20 protein-coding genes and 1 pseudogene are annotated in these 23,091 nt (G+C 70.9%); 9 read left to right on the top strand and 12 right to left on the bottom strand.

Translation table 11 applies throughout. The features are described 5' to 3' along the window. Nucleotides 1–73 precede the first annotated feature (73 nt). The gene (locus ABFX55_RS17950; protein WP_346122437.1) at nucleotides 74–496 is read left to right on the top strand and encodes a spore-associated protein A; all 423 of its coding nucleotides are present in this window, start codon (nucleotides 74–76) and stop codon (nucleotides 494–496) included. Here the strand turns inward: ABFX55_RS17950 and ABFX55_RS17945 are convergent. Beyond that, nucleotides 493–2,094, bottom strand: coding sequence for an amidohydrolase (locus ABFX55_RS17945; protein ID WP_346122435.1), 1,602 nt, complete (start codon nucleotides 2,092–2,094; stop codon nucleotides 493–495). The genes ABFX55_RS17950 and ABFX55_RS17945 overlap by 4 nt on opposite strands. Nucleotides 2,095–2,105: 11 nt before the next feature. Continuing rightward, the gene (locus tag ABFX55_RS17940) at nucleotides 2,106–3,500 is read right to left on the bottom strand and encodes an NAD(P)/FAD-dependent oxidoreductase (RefSeq protein WP_346122433.1); all 1,395 of its coding nucleotides are present in this window, start codon (nucleotides 3,498–3,500) and stop codon (nucleotides 2,106–2,108) included. A 108-nt stretch (nucleotides 3,501–3,608) separates the two neighbouring features. Between ABFX55_RS17940 and ABFX55_RS17935 the strand changes: the two genes are divergently transcribed. Continuing rightward, nucleotides 3,609–4,625: a GNAT family N-acetyltransferase gene (locus tag ABFX55_RS17935; RefSeq protein WP_346122431.1), complete on the top strand. Its 1,017-nt coding sequence runs from the start codon at nucleotides 3,609–3,611 to the stop codon at nucleotides 4,623–4,625. Here the strand turns inward: ABFX55_RS17935 and ABFX55_RS17930 are convergent. Beyond that, entirely contained in the window at nucleotides 4,622–5,182 is a 561-nt protein-coding gene (locus ABFX55_RS17930) for a Clp protease N-terminal domain-containing protein (RefSeq protein ID WP_487047397.1), read from the bottom strand. The two genes, ABFX55_RS17935 and ABFX55_RS17930, sit on opposite strands and share 4 nt — an antisense overlap. A 70-nt stretch (nucleotides 5,183–5,252) precedes the next feature. On the opposite strand from ABFX55_RS17930, the gene ABFX55_RS17925 reads away from it, so the two are divergent. The 4 genes from ABFX55_RS17925 to add all read left to right on the top strand — a co-directional run bounded on the left by ABFX55_RS17925 (nucleotide 5,253) and on the right by add (nucleotide 8,548). After that, nucleotides 5,253–5,969 carry a hypothetical protein gene (locus ABFX55_RS17925; protein ID WP_346122429.1) on the top strand — a complete coding sequence of 239 codons (717 nt, stop codon included), beginning with the start codon at nucleotides 5,253–5,255 and terminating at the stop codon, nucleotides 5,967–5,969. A 39-nt stretch (nucleotides 5,970–6,008) separates the two neighbouring features. Next, nucleotides 6,009–6,878, top strand: a complete 870-nt coding sequence (locus tag ABFX55_RS17920) for an oxidoreductase (protein WP_346122428.1) — start codon at nucleotides 6,009–6,011, stop codon at nucleotides 6,876–6,878. A gap of 10 nt (nucleotides 6,879–6,888) precedes the next feature. Further along, entirely contained in the window at nucleotides 6,889–7,464 is a 576-nt protein-coding gene (locus ABFX55_RS17915; RefSeq protein WP_346122426.1) for a TetR/AcrR family transcriptional regulator, read from the top strand. A gap of 73 nt (nucleotides 7,465–7,537) precedes the next feature. Next, nucleotides 7,538–8,548 carry an adenosine deaminase gene (gene add, locus ABFX55_RS17910; RefSeq protein WP_346122424.1) on the top strand — a complete coding sequence of 337 codons (1,011 nt, stop codon included), beginning with the start codon at nucleotides 7,538–7,540 and terminating at the stop codon, nucleotides 8,546–8,548. A 51-nt stretch (nucleotides 8,549–8,599) separates the two neighbouring features. Here the strand turns inward: add and ABFX55_RS17905 are convergent, their stop codons facing one another. From ABFX55_RS17905 to tkt, 7 genes are all read right to left on the bottom strand, one after another. Then, on the bottom strand, nucleotides 8,600–9,814 hold the full coding sequence (locus ABFX55_RS17905; RefSeq protein WP_346122422.1) for a S8 family peptidase: 1,215 nt from the start codon (nucleotides 9,812–9,814) through the stop codon (nucleotides 8,600–8,602). A 115-nt stretch (nucleotides 9,815–9,929) separates the two neighbouring features. Then, a complete protein-coding gene (gene pgl, locus ABFX55_RS17900; protein WP_183661967.1) occupies nucleotides 9,930–10,706 on the bottom strand; it encodes a 6-phosphogluconolactonase in 777 nt (258 codons plus the stop codon). A 142-nt stretch (nucleotides 10,707–10,848) separates the two neighbouring features. Beyond that, nucleotides 10,849–11,760 (bottom strand): glucose-6-phosphate dehydrogenase assembly protein OpcA, encoded by a 912-nt coding sequence (locus ABFX55_RS17895; protein WP_346122420.1) that lies wholly within the window; start codon nucleotides 11,758–11,760, stop codon nucleotides 10,849–10,851. Nucleotides 11,761–11,827: 67 nt separating this feature from the next. Further along, nucleotides 11,828–13,429, bottom strand: a complete 1,602-nt coding sequence (gene zwf / locus ABFX55_RS17890) for a glucose-6-phosphate dehydrogenase (RefSeq protein ID WP_346122418.1) — start codon at nucleotides 13,427–13,429, stop codon at nucleotides 11,828–11,830. A 1-nt stretch (nucleotide 13,430) separates the two neighbouring features. Beyond that, nucleotides 13,431–15,041, bottom strand: coding sequence for a glucose-6-phosphate isomerase (locus tag ABFX55_RS17885; protein WP_346122416.1), 1,611 nt, complete (start codon nucleotides 15,039–15,041; stop codon nucleotides 13,431–13,433). Between the two features lie 2 nt (nucleotides 15,042–15,043). Then, nucleotides 15,044–16,135: a transaldolase gene (gene tal / locus ABFX55_RS17880; protein ID WP_346122414.1), complete on the bottom strand. Its 1,092-nt coding sequence runs from the start codon at nucleotides 16,133–16,135 to the stop codon at nucleotides 15,044–15,046. 2 nt (nucleotides 16,136–16,137) lie between these two features. Next, on the bottom strand, nucleotides 16,138–18,231 hold the full coding sequence (tkt, locus tag ABFX55_RS17875) for a transketolase (RefSeq protein WP_346122413.1): 2,094 nt from the start codon (nucleotides 18,229–18,231) through the stop codon (nucleotides 16,138–16,140). A gap of 238 nt (nucleotides 18,232–18,469) precedes the next feature. Here tkt and ABFX55_RS17870 point away from each other — a divergent pair, with 238 nt between their 5' ends. Together ABFX55_RS17870 and ABFX55_RS17865 are read left to right on the top strand one after the other, a co-directional pair. Beyond that, complete coding sequence (locus ABFX55_RS17870) at nucleotides 18,470–19,423, top strand: heme o synthase (protein WP_379479243.1); 954 nt, start codon at nucleotides 18,470–18,472, stop codon at nucleotides 19,421–19,423. Nucleotides 19,424–19,476: 53 nt separating this feature from the next. Beyond that, a complete protein-coding gene (locus tag ABFX55_RS17865; RefSeq protein ID WP_346122411.1) occupies nucleotides 19,477–20,694 on the top strand; it encodes a PrsW family intramembrane metalloprotease in 1,218 nt (405 codons plus the stop codon). 31 nt (nucleotides 20,695–20,725) lie between these two features. Here ABFX55_RS17865 and ABFX55_RS17860 read toward each other — a convergent pair whose 3' ends face one another. Then, nucleotides 20,726–21,421 carry a SanA/YdcF family protein gene (locus tag ABFX55_RS17860; RefSeq protein ID WP_346122409.1) on the bottom strand — a complete coding sequence of 232 codons (696 nt, stop codon included), beginning with the start codon at nucleotides 21,419–21,421 and terminating at the stop codon, nucleotides 20,726–20,728. A 74-nt stretch (nucleotides 21,422–21,495) separates the two neighbouring features. Then, entirely contained in the window at nucleotides 21,496–22,407 is a 912-nt protein-coding gene (locus ABFX55_RS17855) for a COX15/CtaA family protein (RefSeq protein WP_346122407.1), read from the bottom strand. Nucleotides 22,408–22,573: 166 nt separating this feature from the next. On the opposite strand from ABFX55_RS17855, the pseudogene ABFX55_RS17850 reads away from it, so the two are divergent. Then, nucleotides 22,574–23,059: pseudogene (locus tag ABFX55_RS17850) on the top strand (NAD(P)/FAD-dependent oxidoreductase); the annotation flags it as partial. Nucleotides 23,060–23,091 lie beyond the last annotated feature (32 nt).

Below are 23,091 nucleotides of genomic sequence, written 5' to 3'. Positions count from 1 at the left end.
AGTTGATATTGGCATGTCCGCAATTGCACGGCATGATGATCGCGATCAACGGTCGTCTACAAGAGGGAACTCCGTGCTGAAGAGAACGCTGTCCATCGCCGCCGCCACTGTCTCGGCCGCGGCCGTACTCGCCGTCCCCGCCGCCGCCCACGCGGACGCCAACTGTGGCAGCGGGTACAACGTCGTCGCCCAGGCCGCGGTCAAGACCTCCAGCGGCAGCAACTGGGGCACCGTCTACCTGACTTACAACAGCAGCACCGGCAAGAACTGCGCCACTGTGATCAAGAGCGCCTACGTCGGCACCTACACCGAGGCCTACGTCGGGTTCACCGTGCAGGGCGGCAGCGGCTATGGCATCTACGAGAGGATCAAGTACTACGCGGGCCCCGTCTACGGCGACGCGCGCGGAGCCTGCGTGAAGTACAACGCCTGGATCGAGAACTCCTCCGGCACCAGGGCCAGCGGCGGTCGCTCCAGCTGGGGCAACTGCGGCTAACGCTGATAGACCGCCTCGCCGTCCACGAAGGTCAGTCGCACCTTCGCGGTCCAGATCTCGGCCTCGGGCAGCCCGAAGGGGTCCCTGTCGAGGACGACCAGGTCGGCGGGGCGGCCCTGCTCGATCACACCGGCGGGGGAGCGGTTGATCCAGGCCGAGCCCGCGGTGTAGGCGGTCATCGCGGTGGCCAGGCTGAGCCGCTGCCCCGGCAGGAACGGGGTCCCCGCGGTCGGGTAGCCCGCGTGGACCGAGCCGCCCGGCTCGGTCCTGTTGACCGCCACGTGCATCCCCTGGATCGGGTCGGCGTTGGAGACGGGCCAGTCGCTGCCCGCGCAGAACCTTGCCCCGCTCCTTTCGAGGTCGGCGAAGGGGTACTGCCAGGCCGAGCGCTCCTCGCCCAGGTAGGGCAGCGTGAGCTCGTCCATCTGGGCGTGGTGGGTGGCCCACAGCGGCTGCAGGTTGGCCGTCACGCCGAGGGCGGCGAAGCGGCGCACGTCGGAAGGCTCGATGATCTGCAGGTGCGCGATGTGGTGGCGGTTGTCGGGTGAGGTGCCCTCGAAGCTGTCCAGCGCCTCGCGCACGGCCCGCTCGCCGATGGCGTGGAAGTGCACCTGGAAACCGTTCGCGTCGAGTTCGGCCACGTACTCGCGCAGCTTGCAGGGGTCGATGTAGGACAGCCCCGTGCCGCCGCACAGGCAGTACGGCTCCAGCACCGCGGCGGTGAAGTTCTCGGTGATCCCGTCCTGCATGATCTTGACGGAGCCGGCGCTGAACCGGTCGAGCCCCTCGGCCATCGCCCTGCGCTCGATGAGCGAGGCGATCTGGTCGGCGCCCCGCGTGCGGTCCCACCACAGCGCGCCGACCACGCGGGCCTTCAGCCGCCCTGCGCCGGCCGCGGAGATGTAGGTGGGCAGCTGGTCGTCGGAGCCCGCGTAGGAGCCGACGATGGCGTCCTGCCAGCCGGTGATGCCCAGCGAGAACAGGTGCCGCTGCGCCGTGACGAGCGCCGTGTCCATGTCGTCGGTGGTCGGGCGGGGGGTGAGCAGGCCGACCAGGTCCATGGCGCCCTCGTGGAGCACGCCGCTCGGGCTGCCGTCGGCGTCGCGCTCGATCCTGCCGTCGGCGGGGTCGGGGGTGTCGCGGGTGATCCCCGCCCGCTCCAGAGCCCTGGTGTTGACCCAGGCGGCGTGGTGGTCGCGCTGGATCAGGTAGGCGGGCCTGTCGAGGAAGTCCAGCCGGCTGCGGTGGGGAAGGCCGCCGGGGAAGGCCGACATGTCCCAGCCGCCGCCGTCGATCCACTCCTTGTCGCAGCCGTCGGCGTAGGTCCTGATGGCCGCCAGGTACTCGTCGAGTCCGTAGATCTCGGACAGGTCGCACTTGGCGTGCTCGAGGCCGGCCTGGACCGGGTGGATGTGCGCGTCGGTCACGCCCGGCATGAGCAGGCCGCCCTCGAGGTCGACCGTCTCGTGGGCGGGCGCCTGCCGTACAAGGTCGGACTCGGAGCCGACGGCGACGATCACGCCGTCGCGGACCAGGACGGCTTCGGCGAAGGACCCGGTGGCGGTGAAGACGCGGCCGCCGCGGAAGAGGGTGTGCAACAAGATCTCCTTCAGTGACCGGTGATGAGGTCGGCGAGGCGCGCGAGCGCCGAGGTGCGGGACATCGAGCGTTCACGGGCGTCGGCGACGCGGTAGAGGCGGTACATGGAGTGGACGCCCAGCCAGCGCAGCGGCTCGGGCTCCCAGGGGCGCACGTCGCGGCCCACCCACGGCAGCTCGGTGAGGTGGGTGGGCTCGCCCAGGATCAGGTCGCGGAGGGTGCGGCCGGCCAGGTTGGTCGTGGTGACGCCGTGCCCGGTGTAGCCGCCGGCCCAGCCGATCCCCGTGGCCTGGTCCACGTGCGCGGTGGAGCACCAGTCGCGCGGGACGCCGAGGACGCCCGACCAGGCATGCGCGATTCTGGAGGAGGCGGCGGCGGGGAAGAAGTCGACCAGCAGCCCCCACAGCGCCTCGACGGTCCAGTCGTGGGTGTGGCCGCGGGCGTCGACGCGCGAGCCGTACAGGTAGGGCCTGCCCCTGCCGCCGAAGGCGATACGGCCGTCGGCGGTGCGCTGGGCGTACATGTAGTAGTGGGCCAGGTCGCCGAGCAGCTCGGCGCCCTGCCAGCCGACCTGCTCCCAGAAGCTGTCCGGCAGCGGCTCGGTGACGATCATGGAGCTGTTCATCGGCAGCCACTGCCGGCGCAGGCCCTTGATCGTCGAGGTGAAGCCCTCGGTGGCCCTGATCACGTAGTCGGCGCTGACCGTGCCGTACGGCGTGACCGCCCGGTGCGGTGCGATCTCGTCGACCGGCGTGTGCTCGAAGATCTCCACCCCCAGCTCGCGTACGGCCCGCGTGAGGCCGCGCACCAGCTTCGCCGGGTGAATCCTGGCACAGTGCGGGCTCCAGGAGGCCTGGACGGCGCCCGCGACCCGCAGCCGCGCGTCACGCTCCTGCGGGCTCATCAGCCTGACCTCGACGTCCCACCTGGCCGCCTCGGCCACCGAGGCCCGCAGCCTGGCCGCCTGCGCGCTGCCCCTGGCGACGTTGAGCACGCCGCCCTTGACGATGTCGGCGTCGATGCCCTCCTTCTCGCAGACGGCGATCACCTCGTCGATGGAGGCGTACATCTCGCGCTGCAGGGCCCTGGTCGCCGCCACGCCGTGCGTCTTGGCGTAGCGCGCGTGCGAGCCGGCCAGGTCGCCGGTCAGCCAGCCGCCGTTGCGGCCTGAGGCGCCGAACCCGGCGAACTCCTTCTCCAGCACCACGACGTCGAGTGAGGGCCTGGCCTGCTTGAGGTAGTAGGCCGTCCAGAGTCCGGTGTAGCCCGCGCCCACGATCACCACGTCCGCCCGGCGATCACCGCCCAGGACGGGCCCCGCATGTGCGGGGCCGAGGGAGCGATGCCAGAAGGAGACGTCTCCGTTGACGAAGTCGTCGGTGAACGTAGGAACACGCGAGCTCATGACCCCACATACTGCTATATCCGCATATCTTGGCGTATCTCGCCACGGAATTCGTGATGAAACACTTTCGCCCGCCAGCTGTAACAAACGTCGCGCATCCTCATGTGTATGGGATTTCTGCGCATCCGAACCACGGTCGACGAACGCCCCGGAAGACTGGCCTCGCTGGCCGCGGCCCTCGCCGAGCGGGGCGGCAACATCCTCGGGCTGAGCGTCCAGCCCGACACCGACGGCACCGTCGACGAGTTCGTCGCGGACATCCCCGCCAGCCCCGAGGCGGTCAAGGCGGCGCTGGAGTCGGCGGGCGGCCGCCGCGTGCAGGTCGTGCCCGCCACGGCGCACGAGCTGACCGACGAGCCCACCAGGGCGCTCCTGCTGGCCTCGCGCCTGCGCGGCGCGCCATGGCGCCTTCCCGAACTGCTGGCCGAACTGCTGCGCGCGGACGACGCCCGCTGGGTCTATGGTGAGGCGGTGCGTGATCTCCCCGACCCCACCCTGCTGGTCGTCCCCGTGGCGGCCAAGCGCGCGATCAAGGTGCGCAGGTCCGACCTGCCGTTCACGCTGACCGAGGCCGCCCGCGCCGCCTCCTTCGTACGGCTGGCCCAGCCGCCGGCCGAGCCGTCCTCGAGCGCTCGCGTGCTGCGCCTGTCCGACGGCGTCGAGGCCGAGGTCAGGCCGCTGACGAACATCTACCGCGAGGCCATCCGCGACCTGCACGAGCGCTGCTCGCCCGAGTCGCGGCGCTTCCGCTACTTCACCTCGATGCCCTCGCTGCCGCCGAGGGTCTTCGACAGGCTCGTCGATCGCAGCCGGGGGCTGTCGCTCGTGGCCTGCCACGACGGCCAGGTCGTCGCGATGGCCAACCTCATGTTCACCCCCGATCCCGGCATCGCGGAGATGGCCGTGCTGGTCGAGGACCGCTGGCAGGGGCGCGGTCTGGGCGCGGCGCTGGCCAGGACGCTGGTGCAGGAGGCCCGCGACCTCGGGTACGCCGAGGTCCGCGCCACCCTGCTGTCAGACAACGCCCGCATGCGCAGGCTGATGATCTCGCTGGGCGCGACGCTGGCCTACACCGAGGACCCCGGCGTCATGGAGGCCAGGCTCGCGGTCGGCGCGCTCGTCTAGGAGGCCTCCTCGCCGTCCTTCGGCGCTCCCATCGCGTCCAGGCGGCGCTCGATCCTGTCGAGGCTGTCCTGGATGCGCTGGAGCCGCTGGTCGAGCAGCACGCGCTCCTTCGGGCCCGTGGAGCCGAGGTGGTGGGCCACGCGCTGCCTGAGCGAGGTGAGGTCGAGGCCCCTGGCGACGAGCACCTGCGCGGCGACGCCCTTGCCCTCGTGGATGAGGCCGAGCAGGATGTGCTCGGTGCCGATGTGGTGGTGGCCGAGCTGCAGGGCCTCGCGCAGCGACAGCTCCAGCACCTTCTTGGCGCGCGGCGTGAACGGGACGTGCGTGTGCTCCTCCGGCGGCGTGGAGCCCTGGCCGATGATCTCCATGATCGCCTCGCGGATCTCGCCGACGTCGGCGCCGCCGTCGCGCAGGATCGCGGCCGCCACGCCTTCGCCCTCCCTGATCAGGCCCAGCAGCAGGTGCTCGGTGCCGATGTAGTCGTGGTTGAGCGTCCTGGCCTCTTCCTGGGCGAGGACGACCACCCTACGGGCGCGGTCGGTGAAGCGCTCGAACACGGGGGCCTCCGCTCGAGTGGGCTCTCTCCACTATGCGCTACAAACCAGTCATGTGGGGTATCTCTCACGTGTGGATCTTGACGAGATCGCCGACCGGCTCTACGGGCTCGACGTGTCCGACTTCATCGCCGCGCGCGAGGCGGAGGCCCGCGCGGCCAAGCAGGCGGGGCGGGGCGACCTGGCCAGGCAGGTGGCCGCGCTGCGCAAGCCCACGGTCGCGGCCTGGGCGGTCAACCAGCTGTCACGCGGCCATCCCGACGAGCTCGCCGAGCTGCTCGAGCTGGGCGAGGAGCTGCGCGCCGCGTGGGCGGCCCAGGACGCCGACGCGCTGGCCGAGCTGACCGCGCGCCGCGCCAGGCTCTCCCAGCGGCTGGTACGGCTGGCGCCCTCCTCCGGCGCCGAGGTGGAGCAGACGCTCGACGCGGCCACCGTGGACGCCGACGCCGCCGACCAGGTACGGCAGGGCCGCCTGGCCAGGCCGCTCAGCTACAGCGGCTTCGCCCCCGCCCCCGCCCCCCGCTCCCGCCCCGCGCGCAAACCCTCAGAGGAGGAGGCGCGGGCCAGGGCGGACCGTGAGGCGAAGGAGCAGGCCGAGGCCACCGCCGCCTACGAGGAGTGGCGGGAGGCGCTGGCGCAGGCCGTACAGGAGAGGGACGAGAGGGCGGTGAAGGTGGCGACCCTGGAGAAGAAGCTCGCCAAGGCCCGCAAGAAGCTCGCGGAGGCCGATCAGCGGGCCGAGGTGGCTCGCAGGGAGGAGGCGCACGCGCGGGCGCGTTTGAAGCGTTAAGGTGGTGTACGAAACGGTTTCGTACACTTGGAGAAGCCCATGAGCGCCTGGACCCCCTCGGATCTGCCCGACCTCACCGGCACCACCGCGATCGTCACGGGAGCCAACAGCGGCATCGGCCTGGCTACCGCCCTCGAACTGGCCAGGCACGGCGCGCGGGTCACCGTGGCCTCCCGCGATCCCTCACGCGGCCGGTCGGCCGTCGGCGACATCCAGCGGGCCGCGCGGGGAGCCGACGTCCACTACGCCGAGCTCGACCTGGCCGACCTGTCGTCGGTGCGCGCCTTCGCCGCCACCGTGGACCGCGTCGACCTGCTGATCAACAACGCGGGGATCGGCATGATCCCGCGCGGCCAGACCAGGGACGGCTTCGAGCTGCAGTTCGGCACCAACCATCTCGGGCACTTCGCGCTCACGGGCCTGCTGCTCCCGCGCCTGCTGGCCGCGTCCTCGCCGCGCGTGGTCACGGTCTCCAGCGACGCGCACAAGGTCGGCAAGCTCGACTTCGACGACCTCGGCCTCGAGCGGGGCTACGCCAAGATGAGCTCCTACGGCCGCTCCAAGCTGGCCAACCTGCTCTTCGCCCTCGAGCTGCAGCGTAGGGCCGCACGGGCCGGCTCCTCGCTCGTCTCGGTGGCGACCCATCCAGGGGCCACCGCCACGAACTTCTTCACCCTCGGCCCGCTGCAGCCGCTGCTGCGGCTCTTCCTCAACAGTCCCGAGGACGGCGCGCTGCCCTCGCTCTACGCGGCCGCCTCGCCCGACATCCGGGGAGGGGAGTACCTCGGGCCCAAGGCCAAGCGGCTCACGCCGAGCCGGACGGCGACGGACGAGACGCTCGCGCGGCGGCTGTGGGAGGTGTCCACGGAGCTGACCGGCGTACGATTCCAGGAGTTCGCCTACAACTAAGGAAGCGTGCGTGGCACCACTCGATCCCGGCAGGGAGAAGGCCATCCTCGACGCCACCTTCGACCTGCTGTCGGAGATGGGCTACGACCGGATGTCGGTCGACCAGATCGCCAGGCGGGCCAAGGCCAGCAAGGCGACCATCTACCGGCGATGGGCGGGCAAGCCCGAGCTGGTCGTCGACGTCATCTGCCGTCGCTTCGACATGGACGTCCCGCCCGTGCCCGACACGGGCTCGCTGCGCGGCGACCTGGTCGAGGTCGTCAGGGGGCTGTCGGAGGCGGCCGAGCGCAAGCACGGGCTCATCATGGGGCTGTCGTCCACGCTCGTCTCCCACCAGGAGCTGGCCAGGACCCTGCGCGAGCACATGCCCGCGCGCGACCTCGGCGGCACCAGGGCGCTGGTCGAGCGGGCCGTGGTGAGGGGAGAGCTGGCCGCTCCCGTCGACACCGTACGGCTGTCCGAGCTCGTGGAGGCGCTCGTGTGGCACCGCCTGATCTTCGTCGGGCCCCCGCTGGACGACGCCTTCGCGGCTGAATCGGTCGACCGCGTGCTCCTCCCGCTGGCTCACGCCTGGGCAACGGGCTGAATCTGACGACTTGGTGTCAGATTCAGCCTCAGAGTCTTTCTGGCTGGGGCGGAGCGCGCCTAGGGTCGTCGTCATGACGATCGACGCCTTCATCGACCGGCTGCCCAAGGTCGAGCTCCACGTCCACCTGGTCGGCTCCGCCTCCGTGCCCACCGTGCTCGAACTGTCCCTGCGCCATCCGGGCAGCGGCGTGCCGTCCACGGAGGAGGAGCTGAGGCAGTTCTACACCTTCCGCGACTTCCCGCACTTCGCCGAGGTCTACCGCGCGGTCAACTCCCTGGTGCGCGAGCCCGAGGACGTCGCCTCCCTCGTGACGGGGCTGGCCCGCGACCTGTCGCCCCAGAACTGCCGCTACGTGGAGTTGCAGGTCACGCCGTACGCGCACTGGATGCAGGGGCTGCCCATGCGCGCGGTCACCGAGGCGCTCGACCTGGCCGCGCGCCGGTCGCTGGACGAGTACGGCGTCGAGATGGCCTACATCTTCGACATCCCCGGCGAGTTCGGCGCCGAGGCGGCCGCGATCACTCTCGACCACGCGTTGAAGGAACCTCCCGCCGCCTTGGTAGGTTTCGGCATCGGCGGGATCGAGCAGGCGCGGCCCGCCTACCGCGAAGCCTTCCGCGAGGCCTTCTCCGCCGCCCGCGCCGCGGGACTGCACAGCGTGCCGCACGGCGGGGAGATGTCGGGGCCCGAGACGGTGTGGGAGGTCATCGAGGGCTACGGCGCCGAGCGCATCGGGCACGGCATCAACTGCCTCGACGACCCCCGGCTGGTCTCCTACCTGCGCGAGACCCAGCTGCCGCTGGACGTCTGCCCGACCTCCAACGTGTGCACCGGGCAGGTGGGGCGGATCGAGGACCATCCGCTGCCCAGGCTGCTGGAGGAGGGCCTGTTCGTCACCCTCAACAGCGACGACCCGCCCATGTTCGCGACCACGCTGGAGCGGGAGTACCGCGTCGCGGCGACCGTGTTCGGCCTGGGCGAGAGCGAGCTGGCCGCGCTGGCGGGCAACGCCGTACGAGCCTCGTACATGAGCGAGGAGCGCAAGCGCGAGCTCCTCGCCGAGATCGACGCCCTGCGCTGACAGGCGCAGGCGCCCCGCGGACGGGCGGCGTCCACGGGGCGCGGGCGGTGCCTACAGGCCGGGGGTGTGCAGCAGGCGGTTGGGAGAGCCGCTGCCGGGGCTCTTGACGACGCCGGTCGTGGCGTTGTTCACGATCGCGTCGCGCACCTGCTGCGGGGTGGCGCCGGGGTGGCCCTGCAGGTAGACGGCGGCGGCGCCGGCGACGTGCGGGGTGGACATCGACGTGCCGCTGATGGTGCTGGTCGAGGTGTCGGAGTCCTTCCACGCCGAGGTGATGTTGTAGCCGGGCGCGAACAGGTCGACACAGGGGCCGCGGTTGCCCCACGACGGTTTGGTGTCGGTGTTGTTGGTGATCGAGACGGTGATCGCCTCGGGAACCCTGGCGGGGGACTGCGTGCAGGCGTCCAGCGCGAACAGCCCGAAGAAGCCGTTGCCCGCCGCGATGGCGTAGGAGATGCCCGACGCGATCGAGTTCTTCACCGCGGTGTCCAGCACGGTGTCGGCGCTGCCGCCGAGGCTCATGTTGGCGACGGCAGGCTTGGCGGCGTTCGCCGTGACCCAGTCGATGCCCGCCACGACCTGGTCGGTGGTCCCCGACCCTTCGCAGTTGAGCACCCTGACGCCGACCAGCGTCACGCCCTTGGCAACACCGTGGGCCGAGCCTCCTGTGGTCCCCGCCACGTGCGTGCCGTGGCCGTGGCAGTCGTTGCCGTTCTGGCCGTCGCCGATCGCGTCGAACCCGATGGAGGCGCGCCCGCCGAAGTCGCTGTGGGTGGGCCTGATGCCGGTGTCGATGATGTAGGCGCGCACCCCCGCGCCGGTCGGCCCGTAGGTGTAGGAGCTGTTCAGCGGCAGGTTGCGCTGGTCGATGCGGTCAAGCCCCCACGAGGGCGGGTTCGGCTGGGTGTCGGAGGCGCGGTGCACCACCACCTGCTGCACGTACTCGACCGAGGCGTCGCCGGCCAGCCGCCTGGCCTGCCGCTCGCTGGCGTGGACGGCGAAGCCGCGCAGCGCGTGCGTGTACTCCCTGAACTTCGTGCCGCCGTGCTTGGCGGTCAGGTCGGTGGCGGCCCTCGACACCTCGGGCCTGTCCTTCAGGACCACGATGTAGGTGCCTGGCACGAGAGCCTGGGCATCGGCGCTGGGGATGACCAGCTTGCCCGAGGGCTCGGGATCGGCGAGGGCGGGAGCGGAGCTCGCGAGTACGGCGGCGGCCGCGGCGATGACCGCGGCCCAGCGACGTAAGGCCACGTTGCTCAAGACCATGGGGGGTGTCCCTTCGTGGGTCGTTGCCCATGAAAGTAAAGAACACCACCGGGGCTGACAAGGCCTAAAGTTTGGTGTCAAATGCCCTTATGTCCGGATGTATTTCACGATCCGTTCAGGGCGAGGCGATTCTGCCGAGGCCCGCAGGTATCTTGCCCGCCGCGGCCCTGTCGAGCAGGAACAGCGTGCGCCGCGAGCCCCTCGCGCCGGCCGCGGGCACCTGCACCTGGCCGGAGTCCTGGGACAGCGCCAGCCGTACGGCCCCTGCCTTCTCCTCGCCCGCGGCCACCACCCACACCTCGCGCGCGGCGTGGATCGTGGGGAAGGTCAGGGAGATGCGCACGGGCGGCGGCTTGGGCGAGCCGTGCACGGCCACCACGGAACGGGTGTCGTAGACGGCGGGGTTGCCGGGGAACAGCGAGGCCACGTGAGAGTCGGGGCCCATGCCGAGCAGCATCACGTCGAAGGAGGGGACGGGGCCGTGGTCCTCGGGACGGGCGGCCTTGCGCAGCTCCTCGGCGTAGGCGTCGGCCGACTCCTCGGCGCTCATGCCCGAGTCGGGGCCGCGCATGACGTGCACCCTGGCCGGATCGAGGTCGACGCGGTCGAGCAGGGCCTCGCGGGCGCCCGTCTCGTTGCGCTCGGGGTCGCCGGAGGGCAGGAAGCGCTCGTCGCCCCACCAGATGTCGAGCTTGGGCCAGTCGACGGCGTCGCGGGCGGGGGTCGCGGCGATGGCGGCCAGGGTGGCGATGCCGACCGTGCCGCCGGTCAGCACCAGCGATGCCGAGCCTCTGGCCGACTGCACGTCGACCAGGCGGGTGATGATGCGGGCGGCGACGGCCTTGGCCAGCACGTCGGCGTCGCGGTGCACGACTACGTTGGGAACGCTCACGGATGCCACCCTATCGAGCCTTGACCGCATGATCGGTTGCGGGGACTTCGCTTCCGCCTCTCAAGCGGCCGGAAGGTGGAATTCGGTTCGCTGTGCGCGCAGGTCCCGGGCCCGCAGGGACCCGGGACCTGCGCAAGGCCCGTCAGCCCCTGTACGTGCGCGACAGCCGCTTCAGTGCGGCCTCGTAGATCTCGTCGGAGTCGAGCCTGCGCAGCTCCTCGGCCAGCAGTTCCGAGGTGTGCCGCCTGGCCAGCGCGACGTGCCGGTCGGGCTGCCCTGGGCGGGCGAGCGTGGCCAGCCGCGCGTCGGTGCGGGTCACCGCGATCTCGCCGCCGTCGAGCGTCAGCCTGACCGCGGTCAGGCCGGGGCCGGCCGAGTCGGCCACCTTGACCGGCGCGCCGAGCCGCTCGCTCAGCCACGCCGCCAGCAGCGGCGCGCTCGCGTGCCCTGCCGCGGCGTCCACGAAGCCCTTCTTGACCTTGTCCACCGGCTGGTCGAAGGCGGCGGCCAGCAGGCTGCGCCACGGCGTCAGCCTGGCCCACGCCAGGTCGGTGTCGCCGGGCGCGTAGCCCTTGGCCCTGCCCGCCAGCACCTTGATGCCGTCGGGCACCGTCTTGGCGTCGGTGATCCTGCGCTGGGCGAGCATCCCGATCGGATCCTTCGACGGCACGGCGGGCGCGTCGCCTGGCCACCACGCCACCACGGGCGTGTCCGGCAGCAGCAGCGGGCTGACGACCGAGTCGGCGTGGGCGGTCAGCTCGCCGTACAGGCGCAGCACCACGACCTCGCCTGGCGTGGACTCCCCGACGCGCAGCTCCGCGTCGAGCCTGTTGGCCTCGTCGGACTCCCGGTTGATCACCACGAGGATCCGCGAGGGGTGCTCGCGGGCGGCCTCGGTGGCCGAGCGGACCGAGTCGTACTGGTCGCGCTCGTCGCAGACCACCACCAGCGTCAGCACCATGCCCACGGCGGGGGCGCCCATCTGGTGGCGCAGCCTGGTGAGCTGCCCCGAGATCTTGCCGGCCGTCGTGTCGGTCAGCATGAACGACGTCATGAGTCCTCCTTCGCCGGCCCCATGACATCCGATGTGCCGTGTTCCCTGCTTCTCACGCTGCGCTCGCTCACAGTCGCCTCCAGACCCTGCCGTCGCGGGCCATCATCTCGTCGGCCGACGGCGGTCCCCACGTGCCGGCGGGATAGTCCTCGGGCTGGCCCTGCGTGGCCCAGAACTCCTCGATCGGGTCGAGGATCTTCCACGACAGCTCCACCTCGCGCTGGTGCGGGAAGAGCGGCGGGTCGCCGATCATCACGTCCAGCAGCAGCCGCTCGTACGCCTCGGGCGAGGACTCCATGAACGACTCGCCGTAGGCGAAGTCCATGGACACGTCCCGCACCTCCATGGCCGTGCCCGGCACCTTCGAGCCGAACCGCACCGTGATGCCCTCGTCCGGCTGCACCCTGATGACCAGGGCGTTGTGGCCGAGGATCTCGGTGTCGTCCTTGCTGAAGGGCAGGTGCGGCGCCTTCTGGAAGACGACGGCCACCTCGGTGACGCGGCGGCCGAGCCGCTTGCCCGTGCGCAGGTAGAACGGCACACCAGCCCAGCGCCTGTTGGCGATCTCCAGCTTGATGGCCGCGTAGGTCTCGGTCACGGAGTCGGCGGGGATGCCCTCCTCGTCCAGGTAGCCGACGACCTTCTCGCCGCCCTGCCAGCCCGCCGCGTACTTGCCGCGCGCGGTGTTCAGCGACAGGTCGGCGGGCAGCCGCACCGCCTTGAGCACCTTCTCCTTCTCCCTGCGCAGCGCGTTGGCCTCGAAGGAGGTGGGGTCCTCCATCGCGACCAGCGCGAGCAGCTGGAGCAGGTGGTTCTGGATCACGTCGCGGGCCGCGCCGATGCCGTCGTAGTAGCCCGCGCGCCCGGCCAGGCCGATGTCCTCGGCCATGGTGATCTGCACGTGGTCGACGTAGCTGCGGTTCCAGATCGGCTCGTAGAGGTTGTTGGCGAACCTCAGCGCCATGATGTTCTGGACCGTCTCCTTGCCGAGGTAGTGGTCGATCCTGAAGATCGAGCTCTCGGGGAAGGCCTCGTTGGTGATCTCGTTCAGCTCGTGCGCGCTCTGCAGGTCGTGGCCGAACGGCTTCTCGATCACCACCCGCCGCCACGAGCCCTCGGGGGCGTCGGCCAGACCGGTGCGCTTGAGCTGCTGCACCACCGTGGGGAAGAACTTCGGCGGCACCGACAGGTAGAAGGCATAGTTGCCGCCGGTGCCCCTGGTCTGGTCGATCTCCTTCAAAGCCATCGCGAGGGCGTCGAAGGCGCCGTCGTCGGAGAACTCGCCCGGCACGAAGTGGATGCCCTCGGCCAGCTGCTTCCAGACCTCCTCGCGGAAGGGCGTGCGCGCGTGCTCCTTCACCGCGTCATGCGTGAGCTGCGCGAAGTCCTGGTTGGCCCAGTCGCGGCGGGCGAATCCGACCAGCGAGAAACCGGGCGGCAGCAGCCCCCTGTTGCCCAGGTCGTAGATCGCCGGCAGCAGCTTGCGCTTGGCCAGGTCTCCCGTCACTCCGAAAAGCACCAGCACACACGGTCCCGCCACCCTGGGCAGCCGCTTGTCCCGCGGATCACGCAGCGGGTTGGCGGCGGCCGCCTCCAGTGTCGTGGCCGTCACCGCGGCGGCGGCCGCCACGGCGACGGCCTCCTCCACGGGCGCTGCCGGTTCCGTCATCTCAGACCTCCTGTGCGGCTGCGAGCAGGTGCGCGATCCCCGCTGCGCGGTCGGTCAAATGCAGTCGTACGGCGGGCCGCCCACGCCCGATGAGCGCCCGCTGGTCGCCGAGCGCCTGCGCCAGCTGCAGGCCCCCCAGCGTGTAGGGCCTGCCAGGCACCTCGACGTCGGCCGTCACGGCGCCGGTGATCTGCAGGAACACTCCGTTCGACGGGCCGCCCTTGTGGTACTGCCCGGTGGAGTGCAGGAAGCGAGGGCCCCAGCCGAACGTCACGGGACGCGGCGTCCTCATGGCCAGCAGCGCCCGCAGCGTCTGGGCGTCGGCCGCCATCCACGCCTCGGTCATCTGCTCGAAGTCGGGGGCCTCCGGCATGGGAGCGTCGAAGGCGGCCATCCTGTCGAGGTAGGCCATGACGGCCAGGTAGCCGTCGGAGGGCACCGCTTTGAGCAGCTCGGTGAGCACGCCTGACAGGTCGCCGGCCCGGCTCTCGCCGTAGACCTCGACGGGCCCGTCGACCAGCACGGGCTCCTCGGCGGTCGGAGGGTCGTCCAGCACGCGGGTGGTGTTGTCCTTCGACTCGGCCACGTTGGGCTGGTCGAAGGGGTTGACGCCGAGCACGAGACCGGCCAGCGCCGTGGCGTACTCCCACACCATGAACTGCGCGCCGAGCGGGCCGTCGACGCGGACGTCGCCGTCGTCGGACTCGATCGCCACCACCAGCTCGTCGCGTGCGCCCGTGGGCTCGGCGGCGACGACCGGCAGGATGCCCTTGCCCTGCTTGCCCGTGGACTCGGCGACCAGCTGCTCGATCCAGTCGGGCAGGCCGTTGATCTCGGTCAGCTGGTCTTCGAGGATGAGCTTGTCGCGCCCCGCGAGGGCGGCGCCGCCGAGCGCCGCGCCGAGCGCCAGCCCGGGGTTGCCCTCGTTCAGCGCGAGTGAGGGCAGCACCTCGGCGGCGTCGTCGAGCAACTGCTCCACCTCGGCGCCTGCCAGCGCGCTCGGCACCAGGCCGAACGCCGACAGCGCCGAGTAGCGCCCGCCGACGTTCGGGTCGGCGAGGAAGATCGTGTAACCGGCCTCGACGGCCGCCTGCTCCAGAGGGGAGCCGGGGTCGGTGACGACGACGATCCGCTCGGCGGGGTCGATGCCGGCCGACCTGAAGGCCTGCTCGTAGATCCTGCGATGGCTGTCGGTCTCGACCGTCGAGCCGCTCTTGCTCGACACGACCACGATCGTGCGGTCGAGGCGGTCGTCGAGCGCCCGCCGCACCTGGTCGGGGTCGGTGGTGTCGAGGACGGTCAGCGCGACGTCGGCGGTGTTGCAGATGACCTCGGGCGCCAGCGAGGAGCCGCCCATGCCGGACAGGACCACGTGGTCGAGGCTCTCGGCACGGGCCCGCTCCACCAGCTTGCCGAGCTCGGGCAGCAGCTCGCGCGAGGTGCGCGGCAGGTTGAGCCAGCCGAGGCGCAGCGCCGCCTCGGCTTCGGCGCCGGCGCCCCACAGAGCGGGGTCGCCGGCCGCCAGGCGGGCGGGGACCCCCTCGCCGGACAGCCGGCCCGCGACGGAGGCGGCGGCCTCGGCCACCCCCTCCTCGCGGTAGGTGACCTCCATCGTCAGGGAACCAGCTTCTTGCTGATGCTCTCGAGCAGCTCGTTCCACGACGCCTCGAACTTCTCCACGCCCTCGTCCTCGAGCACGCGCACGACGTCGTCGTAGTCGATGCCCGCCTCCTTGAGCGCGGCCATGGTGTTCCACGCCTGCTCGTAGAAGGGACGGACGGTGTCGCCCGTGATGCGGCCGTGGTCGGCGGCGGAGTCGAGCGTCTTCTCCGGCATGGTGTTGACGGTGCCGGGGGCCACCAGGTCGTCGACGTACATCGTGTCGACGTAGTTGGGGTCCTTGACGCCGGTCGAGGCCCACAGCGGACGCTGCGGACGGGCCCCTGCCGCGCGCAGGCGCTGCCAGCGCTCGGAGTTCATGACGTCCTCGAAGGCCGCGTAGGCCAGGCGCGCGTTGGCCACGCCCGCTTTGCCCTTCAGCTCGGGCTTGCCCACCTTGTCGAGACGCTTGTCGATCTCGGTGTCGACGCGGCTGACGAAGAAGGAGGCCACCGACTCGATGGAGGCCAGGTTGAGACCCTTGGCCTGCGCGGCCTCGAGGCCGGCCAGCCAGGCGTCCATGACCGCGCGGTAGCGCTCGAGCGAGAAGATCAGCGTGACGTTGACGCTGATGCCCTCGGAGATCGCCTGCGTGATCGCGGGCAGGCCCTCGACCGTCGCGGGGATCTTGATCAGCAGGTTGGGCCTGTCGACCGCCCACCACAGGAAGCGGGCCTCGGCGATCGTCTTCTCGGTCTCGCGGGCCAGGCGCGGGTCCACCTCGAGGGAGACCCTGCCGTCCACGCCGCCGGTGGCGTCGTAGACGGGGCGCAGCACGTCGGCGCCCCACCTGATGTCGTAGGTGGTGATGGCCCTGACGGCCTCGCCCACGTCGACCCCGCGCACGGCGAGGTCGTGCAGCTGGGCGTCGTAGGCGTCGCCCTTGCTGAGCGCGTTGGCGAAGATCGTCGGGTTGGAGGTCACGCCCACGACGTTCTTCTCGCGGATCAGCTGCTCCAGGTTGCCGGTGCGCAGGCGCTCGCGGCTGATGTCATCGAGCCAGATGGACACGCCCTGGCTGGTGAGCTTGTTCAGGTTTTCCGACATGTCTAGTTTCCCGTCGTCTCGCCCTTGTCGAACCCCAGCTTGGCGAGACTGGCCTTGGCTGCGGCCGCGACTCGCTCGGCGGTGAGGCCGAACTGCTCGTATAGCGTCTTGTATGGAGCCGATGCGCCGAAGTGCTCCAGGCTGACCACTTCGCCCGCATCTCCAACGAACTCCCGCCAGCCCAGCGCGATTCCCGCCTCGACCGCCACTCGCGCCTTGACGTCCGAAGGAAGGACCGTCGCCCGGTAAGCGGAGTCCTGCCCGTGGAACCACTCGACACACGGCATGGAGACGACGCGTGTCGGAATCCCCTGGGACTCGAGCAGGTCGCGGCCGTCGAGCGCGATCTCGACCTCGCTGCCGGTGGCGATGAGGATCACCAGCGGCTGGCCGTTGGAGGCCTCGCGCAGCACGTAGCCGCCCCTGGCCACGCCCTCGGCGCTGGTGCCCTCGAGGACGCGCAGGTTCTGCCTGGTCAGCGCCAGCGCCGCGGGCCTGTCGTTGTGCTCGAGCACGGTCTTCCACGCCGCCGCCGTCTCGTTGGCGTCGCCGGGGCGCACCACGTCGAGGCCGGGGATGGCGCGAAGCGCCCACAGGTGCTCGACCGGCTGGTGCGTGGGGCCGTCCTCGCCGAGGCCGATGGAGTCGTGCGTCCACACGTAGGTGACGGGCAGCTTCATCAGCGCGGCAAGCCGTACGGCAGGCCGCATGTAGTCGGAGAAGACCAGGAAGGTGCCGCCGTAGGGACGCGTGCCGCCGTGCAGGGCGATGCCGTTGAGGATCGCGCCCATGCCGTGCTCGCGGATGCCGAAGTGCAGCGTGCGGCCGTAGCGGTTACCGGGGAACTCCTTGGTCTGGTACTCCTCGGGGATGAAGGAGGGCTCGCCCTTGATCGTGGTGAGGTTCGACTCGGCCAGGTCGGCCGAGCCGCCCCACAGCTCGGGCAGGAAGGGGGCGACGGCGTTGAGCACCTCGCCCGAGGCCTTGCGGGTGGCCACCGAGGCGCCCACCTCGAACTCCGGCAGCGCGCTGGTCCAGTCGGCGGGCAGCTGACGCCTGGAGATGCGGTCGAACTCCGCCGCGCGCTCCTCGTTGGCCAGACGCCAGTCGGCGTAGGACTTCTCCCACTCGGCGTGCGCGGCGCGGCCGCGCTCGGCCACCTGGCGGGCGTGCTCAAGCACCTCGGCGGGCACGTCGAAGGTCTTCTCGGGGTCCTGGCCCATGACCTTCTTGGTGGCGGCGACCTCGTCGGCGCCCAGCGCGGAGCCGTGGGCCTTGCCGGTGTTCTGCTTGTTGGGGGCGGGCCAGCCGATGATCGTGCGCAGCCTGATGAACGACGGCTTGTCGGTCTCGGCGCGGGCCGCCTCGAGCGCTTCGTGCAGCGCCCTGACGTCCTCGACGTACTCGCCCGTCTGGGTCCAGTCGACGGTCTGGACGTGCCAGCCGTAGGCCTCGTAGCGCTTGACCACGTCCTCGGACAGGGCGATCTGCGTGTCGTCCTCGATGGAGATGTGGTTGGAGTCGAACACCACCGTCAGGTTGCCCAGCTTCTGGTGCCCCGCGATGGCGCTGACCTCGTGGCTGACGCCCTCCTCGATGTCGCCCTCGGAGACGAAGCACCAGATGTGGTGGTCGAAGGGGCTGGTGCCGGGCTCGGCGTCGGGGTCGAACAGGCCGCGCTCGCGGCGGGCGGCCATCGCCATGCCGACCGCGTTGCCGATGCCCTGGCCGAGCGGGCCCGTCGTCGTCTCGACGCCCACCGTGTGCCCGTGCTCGGGGTGACCTGGCGTGAGGCTGTCCCAGGTGCGCAGCCGCTTGATGTCGTCAAGGGACAGGCCGTAACCGGACAGGTAGAGCTGGATGTACAGCGTCAGGCTGGAATGCCCGCATGACAGCACGAAGCGGTCACGGCCCGCCCACGTCGGGTCCGTGGGGTCGTGACGCATCGTGCGCTGGAAGAGCAGGTATGCGGCGGGCGCCAGGCTCATCGCGGTGCCGGGGTGGCCCGAGCCCGCCTTTTCGACCGCGTCCATCGCCAGGGCTCGGACGACGTCGACCGCCTGCTTGTCGAGGTCGGTCCATTCAAAGGTGCTCAACTGCTCGATCTCCGGAATCTAGTTGTCATGGTGGTGCTGGTGGCATTTCCCGCCCACACCGACCCTAACTGAGTAGACCTTGGTGGGGCTGACCAACCCACCCTCGGTGCCCCCATTGGCCGGACCGGCTCACCCTGCGACTACAGTTTGTTTGTTCGCAAGGACGTCTGGTGCTCGGCGTCCACGGTTCCGCTCTCTTCAGAGGTTACGCGTTGACTCCGCACACGCTGGAAGCGCCTTGACGGTGCTCACGAACAGGCAATCGCCGGCTGGGCCCCCGTCGGCCATGGCGCCCGCCGAGCCGCGCTCCTTCGGCGCGGTCATCAAGGCGTACGTCGCGCTCACCAAGCCGCGGGTCATCGAGCTGCTCCTGATCACGACGCTGCCGGTGATGTTCCTCGCCGCCGACGGCCTGCCCCCGCTGTGGAGGGCGCTGTCGGTCATGGTGTTCGGCACGCTGTCGGCGGGCAGCGCCAACGCGCTCAACTGCTACATCGACCGCGACATCGACGTGAAGATGCGGCGCACCCGCAAGCGGCCGCTGGCCAGGCACCAGGTCACCCCGCGCGCCGCCCTCGTCTTCGGCGTGGTTCTGGGGATCTTGTCCGTTGTCGGCATGTGGGTGACGACGAACCTGCTCGCGGCGGCGCTCAACCTGTCGGCGATCCTGTTCTACGTCTTCGTCTACTCGATGGTGCTGAAGCGCCGCACCTCCCAGAACATCGTCTGGGGCGGCCTGGCGGGCTGCATGCCGGTCGTGATCGGCTGGTCGGGCATCACCGGCGGCCTCGACTGGACGCCACTGGTGCTGTTCGGCGTGGTGTTCTTCTGGACCCCTCCGCACACCTGGACCCTGGCGATGCGTTACAAGGAGGACTACGCGGCCGCCTCGATCCCGATGCTGCCGGTGGTGGCCACCGAGCGCAGGGTGGTGCTGGAGTCCATCGCCTACACCTGGGCCACGGTCGCCTGCTCGCTGCTGCTGTGGCCGGTCGCGGACACGACTTTGCTGTACCCGATCGTCGCCGCGGTGCTCGGCGCGTTCTGCCTGATCGAGGTCTACCGGCTGCTCGGCAGGCTCAACGCGGGCAAGAGCGGTGTCGATCTTCGTCCCATGCGCTTCTTCCACTGGTCGAACGCCTATCTGGCGCTGCTGTTCCTGGCGGTCGCGATTGATCCGCTGCTGGCCTGACCTGCTCTCGAAGTGGGAAGGACAGCTTCATGGCGATCCGTTACAGTCACGGTATGAAGACCCGTGATCCACGCTGGGTGTTCAAGGACCGGCCGTCCTTCGCGTTGATCGCGGGCCTGGTGCTGGCGGGCATCTGCGCTCTGGTTTCGTTCTCCTTCGACGTGCTCAACGGCGCGCCTGTGCAGTTCTTCATCGCGCTCACCCTGGCGCTGGCCCCCGTGCCGTTGCTGCTGGCGGCCGTGCTGGCGCTCGACCGCATGGAGCCGGAGCCGCGCAGCAACCTGGTCTTCGCCTTCGCGTGGGGCGCGGGCATCGCCGTGCTGGTGGCTGGCATCGTCAACTCGCTCAACCTGCAGTACATCACCGACACCGTGGGTCTGTCGGCCGCCACCGCGCGCAACATCGCCGCCACCTTCGGCGCGCCCGTGGTCGAGGAGACGATGAAGGGCCTGGTGCTGCTCGGGCTGCTCAGGTTCCGCCGCGCCGAGCTCGACGGGCCGACCGACGGCATCATCTACGCCAGCATGGTCGGCCTCGGTTTCGCCATGACCGAGAACGTCAGCTACTACATCGCCGCCCAGGACCAGTTCGGCGTGCAGGGCCTGGCGGTGACCGTCGTGCTGCGCGGCATCCTGTCGCCCTTCGCCCATCCGCTGTTCACCTCGATGACGGGCGTGGCCGTCGCCTACGCCGCCAGACGCTCGGGCTCCGACAGGGCCCTCATCATCCTGGCGGGCTGGATCGCCGCGATGCTGCTGCACGGCATGTGGAACGGCCTGGCCTCCTACGGCGGCTTCGCCGGCCTGATGATCGCCTACCTGGTCCTGCTCATGGTGCTGTTCGTGCTCATCGGCGTGGTCCTGCGCGACAGGCGGCGCATCGTCGCCCTGCTCCAGCGCTACCTGCCGCCCTACGAGCCGACGAGGCTGGTCGACGCGGCCGACATCTTCATGCTGTCGGCGCTGTCGCGGCGCAGGCAGGCCAGGCAGTGGGCCAAGGCGCACGGCGGCAAGGAGGGAGTGCGGGCGATGAGCGACTACCAGCTCGCCGCCACCGAGCTCGGCCTCCTGCACGAGCGGGCCGCCCGTCACATCGTCGACGACCAGACCTTCCACGAGGAGCAGAGGGCGCTGCTCGAGTGCATGAGCGCGGCCAGGGCCCGCTTCCCCGTGCCGCGTCAGCACGCCCGTGCGGCCGCCCACGGCACCCCGCCGCCCGGCTACGCGCCCGGGGCCCCTTCGCCCACCACCGAGGGCCACTGGCCGGTCTGAGGCCCGGAGGGGCCAACGGCGCTCCGCCGCTTCATCCGCCTGCCTGGGCTCGCATGAGGGAGGTCTCCCTCGGCCCGGGGAAGACCGGCTCGGCGCCGAGCACCACGTCGCCCAGCGCCTTGGCCGAGGCCACGAACTCCCGCGCGGCGGAGACGTAGGTGGCGGCCGCCCACTGCCTGGTGGAGTCGTCGCCGACGCCGAAGGTCCGCAGCCCCGCCGTACGGCACAGCGTCACCGCCCTCGGCAGGTGGAAGGCCTGCGTGACCACGGTGACGTCGTCGGCGCCGAAGACGTCGCGGGCCCGCACGCAGGAGTCCCAGGTGTCGAAGCCCGCGTAGTCGCGGACGATCACGGCGTCGGGCACGCCCTTGGCCAGCAGGTAGTCGCGCATGGCCGAGGGCTCGTCGTAGTCCTTCCTGCTGTTGTCACCCGACAGGAGCAGGGCCTTGACCTTGCCGGCCCGGTAGAGGCCCTCGGCGATGTCGAGGCGCCTGGCCAGCATCGGGCTCGGCTGCCCGGCGAACAGGCCCGCGCCGAGGACCAGCGCGGTGCCCGAGGCGGGCACCCTGGACAGCCAGCCAGGCGTGTCCGCCACGACGCGATGGTTCTCGCTTCCGATCCACGCCCAGGTCAGCGGAGCGATGGCCAGCACGCTCACCGCCACGGCGCCCTGGTAGGCGCGGCGCATCGCCGTACGGGTGATACGGGTAAGGGGGACGAATCGCATGAAACGTGCACCTCGCGCCGGTGGGGGAGTGGCCGACATATCGTGCCATACGCCCCGCTTCGGGAGGCGGGTGCTCAGTGGGGGAGGGGGACGGCGGCCGCGGACGCCCCGGCCTCGGCGCGCACCTCGTCGCGGACCCGCAGGCTGGTGACCACCCGCAGGGCGCCGATCCACACCACCGTGGCGCCCAGGACGTGCAGGCCGACCAGGAACGCCGGCACGGCCAGGAAGTACTGGGTGTAGCCGATCACGCCCTGGGCCAGCTCGATCACCAGCAGCCCCACCGCAGCCGCGCGGGCCGGCTTGGGCGCGCCGGTCACGTGCAGCGCGAACAGCAGCGCGAAGGTGAGGCCGACCACCAGGTAGACGATGTCGGCGTGCAGCCGCACCACGGTCTCGATGTCGAAGTCGAAGCGGGAGGCCAGCACGTCGCCGGAGTGCGGCCCCGTGCCGGTCACCACCACGCCCGCGACCAGCAGGACGGCGACAGCGGCCAGGAGCACGTGGCCCAGGCGGCGGATGTCGCGGTGCACGATGGGCCTGGCGGGGGCGTCGCCCTCGCGGGAGCGTGCGTACAGGAGCCAGCAGGCCGCTATCAGGCCGATGGAGATGAGGAAGTGCACGCTGACCGTGACGGGGTTGAGCGCGCTGCGCACCACGAGGCCGCCCCACAGCGCCTGGGCGACGACGCCCGCGGGCTGCAGCCAGGCCAGGCGGACCAGGTCGCGGCGGCGGGGCGCCATCCGGATCGCTGTGAGCAGGCACATCGCGGCCACGGCCAGCACCACGAAGGCGAGCAGGCGGTTGCCGAACTCGATGCCCATGTTGACCCAGCTGTGCTCGGGATGCGCGACAGGGACGAAGCTGTCGGGCGTGCACCTGGGCCAGGTCGGGCAGCCCAGCCCCGACCCCGTGACGCGCACAGCCGCGCCCGTGACGGTGATGCCCGCGTTGGCGATCACGGACCACAGGGCCCACAGGCTCATCGAACGCGGGGTAGGCGGCCAGAAGGATTTCACGTCTTCGATGGTAGGGGGCGGGGTGGGTGGTCCTTCCACCGGTCGCCGGCCCCGCGGCGGGGGTAGTTCCCCGGCAGGGATTCACACGAGCGACGGTATGTGACATATTACTGCGAGGAGGTGGACAGACGCGATGTCCGACGTGATCGTCATCGGCGCAGGCGTCGTGGGCGCGGCATGCGCCTACTACGCGGCGGCCGCGGGCCTGGACGTGACGGTGCTCGACCGCGGCCCCGTGGCGGGCGGGACCACGGGCGCGGGCGAGGGCAACATCCTGGTGTCCGACAAGGAACCGGGACCCGAGCTCGACCTGGCGCTGCTGTCCAACCGCCTCTGGCGCGAGCTGGCCGAGCACGGCGGGTTCGAGTACGAGCCCAAGGGCGGCCTGGTGGTCGCCGAGACAGGGGAGGTCCAGCGGCAGCTGGTGGAGCTGGCGGGCAAGCAGGGCGTGGAGCACGCGGTCGTGCCCGACACCGAGCTGCACGGCTACGAGCCCCACCTGGCCGACGGCCTCGCGGGCGGTGTCTTCTACCCGCAGGACGCCCAGGTGCAGCCCATGCTCGCGGCCGCGAGGCTCCTCAGGCACGGCGCCGACAGCTTCGGCCACGGCGCGCTGCGCCTGCGGACCGGCGTCACGGTCACCGGCTTCGT

Origin of the sequence: Nonomuraea roseola, from assembly GCF_039535395.1 — a bacterium.
GTDB lineage: Bacteria > Actinomycetota > Actinomycetes > Streptosporangiales > Streptosporangiaceae > Nonomuraea > Nonomuraea roseola.
Note: the sequence above shows the minus strand (reverse complement) of the source record. Positions and strands in the feature narration are given on the sequence as shown.

Excerpts from the sequence above, each read along its gene's own strand:
- tal (WP_346122414.1), bottom strand. The coding sequence starts at position 16,135 with ATGTCGGAAAACCTGAACAAGCTCACCAGCCAGGGCGTGTCCATCTGG.
- ABFX55_RS17920 (WP_346122428.1), top strand. The coding sequence starts at position 6,009 with ATGAGCGCCTGGACCCCCTCGGATCTGCCCGACCTCACCGGCACCACC.
- zwf (WP_346122418.1), bottom strand. The coding sequence starts at position 13,429 with ATGACGGAACCGGCAGCGCCCGTGGAGGAGGCCGTCGCCGTGGCGGCC.
- add (WP_346122424.1), top strand. The coding sequence starts at position 7,538 with ATGACGATCGACGCCTTCATCGACCGGCTGCCCAAGGTCGAGCTCCAC.
- ABFX55_RS17865 (WP_346122411.1), top strand. The coding sequence starts at position 19,477 with ATGAAGACCCGTGATCCACGCTGGGTGTTCAAGGACCGGCCGTCCTTC.
- ABFX55_RS17940 (WP_346122433.1), bottom strand. The coding sequence starts at position 3,500 with ATGAGCTCGCGTGTTCCTACGTTCACCGACGACTTCGTCAACGGAGAC.
- ABFX55_RS17905 (WP_346122422.1), bottom strand. The coding sequence starts at position 9,814 with ATGGTCTTGAGCAACGTGGCCTTACGTCGCTGGGCCGCGGTCATCGCC.
- ABFX55_RS17895 (WP_346122420.1), bottom strand. The coding sequence starts at position 11,760 with ATGACGTCGTTCATGCTGACCGACACGACGGCCGGCAAGATCTCGGGG.
- ABFX55_RS17860 (WP_346122409.1), bottom strand. The coding sequence starts at position 21,421 with ATGCGATTCGTCCCCCTTACCCGTATCACCCGTACGGCGATGCGCCGC.
- ABFX55_RS17855 (WP_346122407.1), bottom strand. The coding sequence starts at position 22,407 with ATGAGCCTGTGGGCCCTGTGGTCCGTGATCGCCAACGCGGGCATCACC.
- ABFX55_RS17935 (WP_346122431.1), top strand. The coding sequence starts at position 3,609 with ATGGGATTTCTGCGCATCCGAACCACGGTCGACGAACGCCCCGGAAGA.
- ABFX55_RS17885 (WP_346122416.1), bottom strand. The coding sequence starts at position 15,041 with ATGGAGGTCACCTACCGCGAGGAGGGGGTGGCCGAGGCCGCCGCCTCC.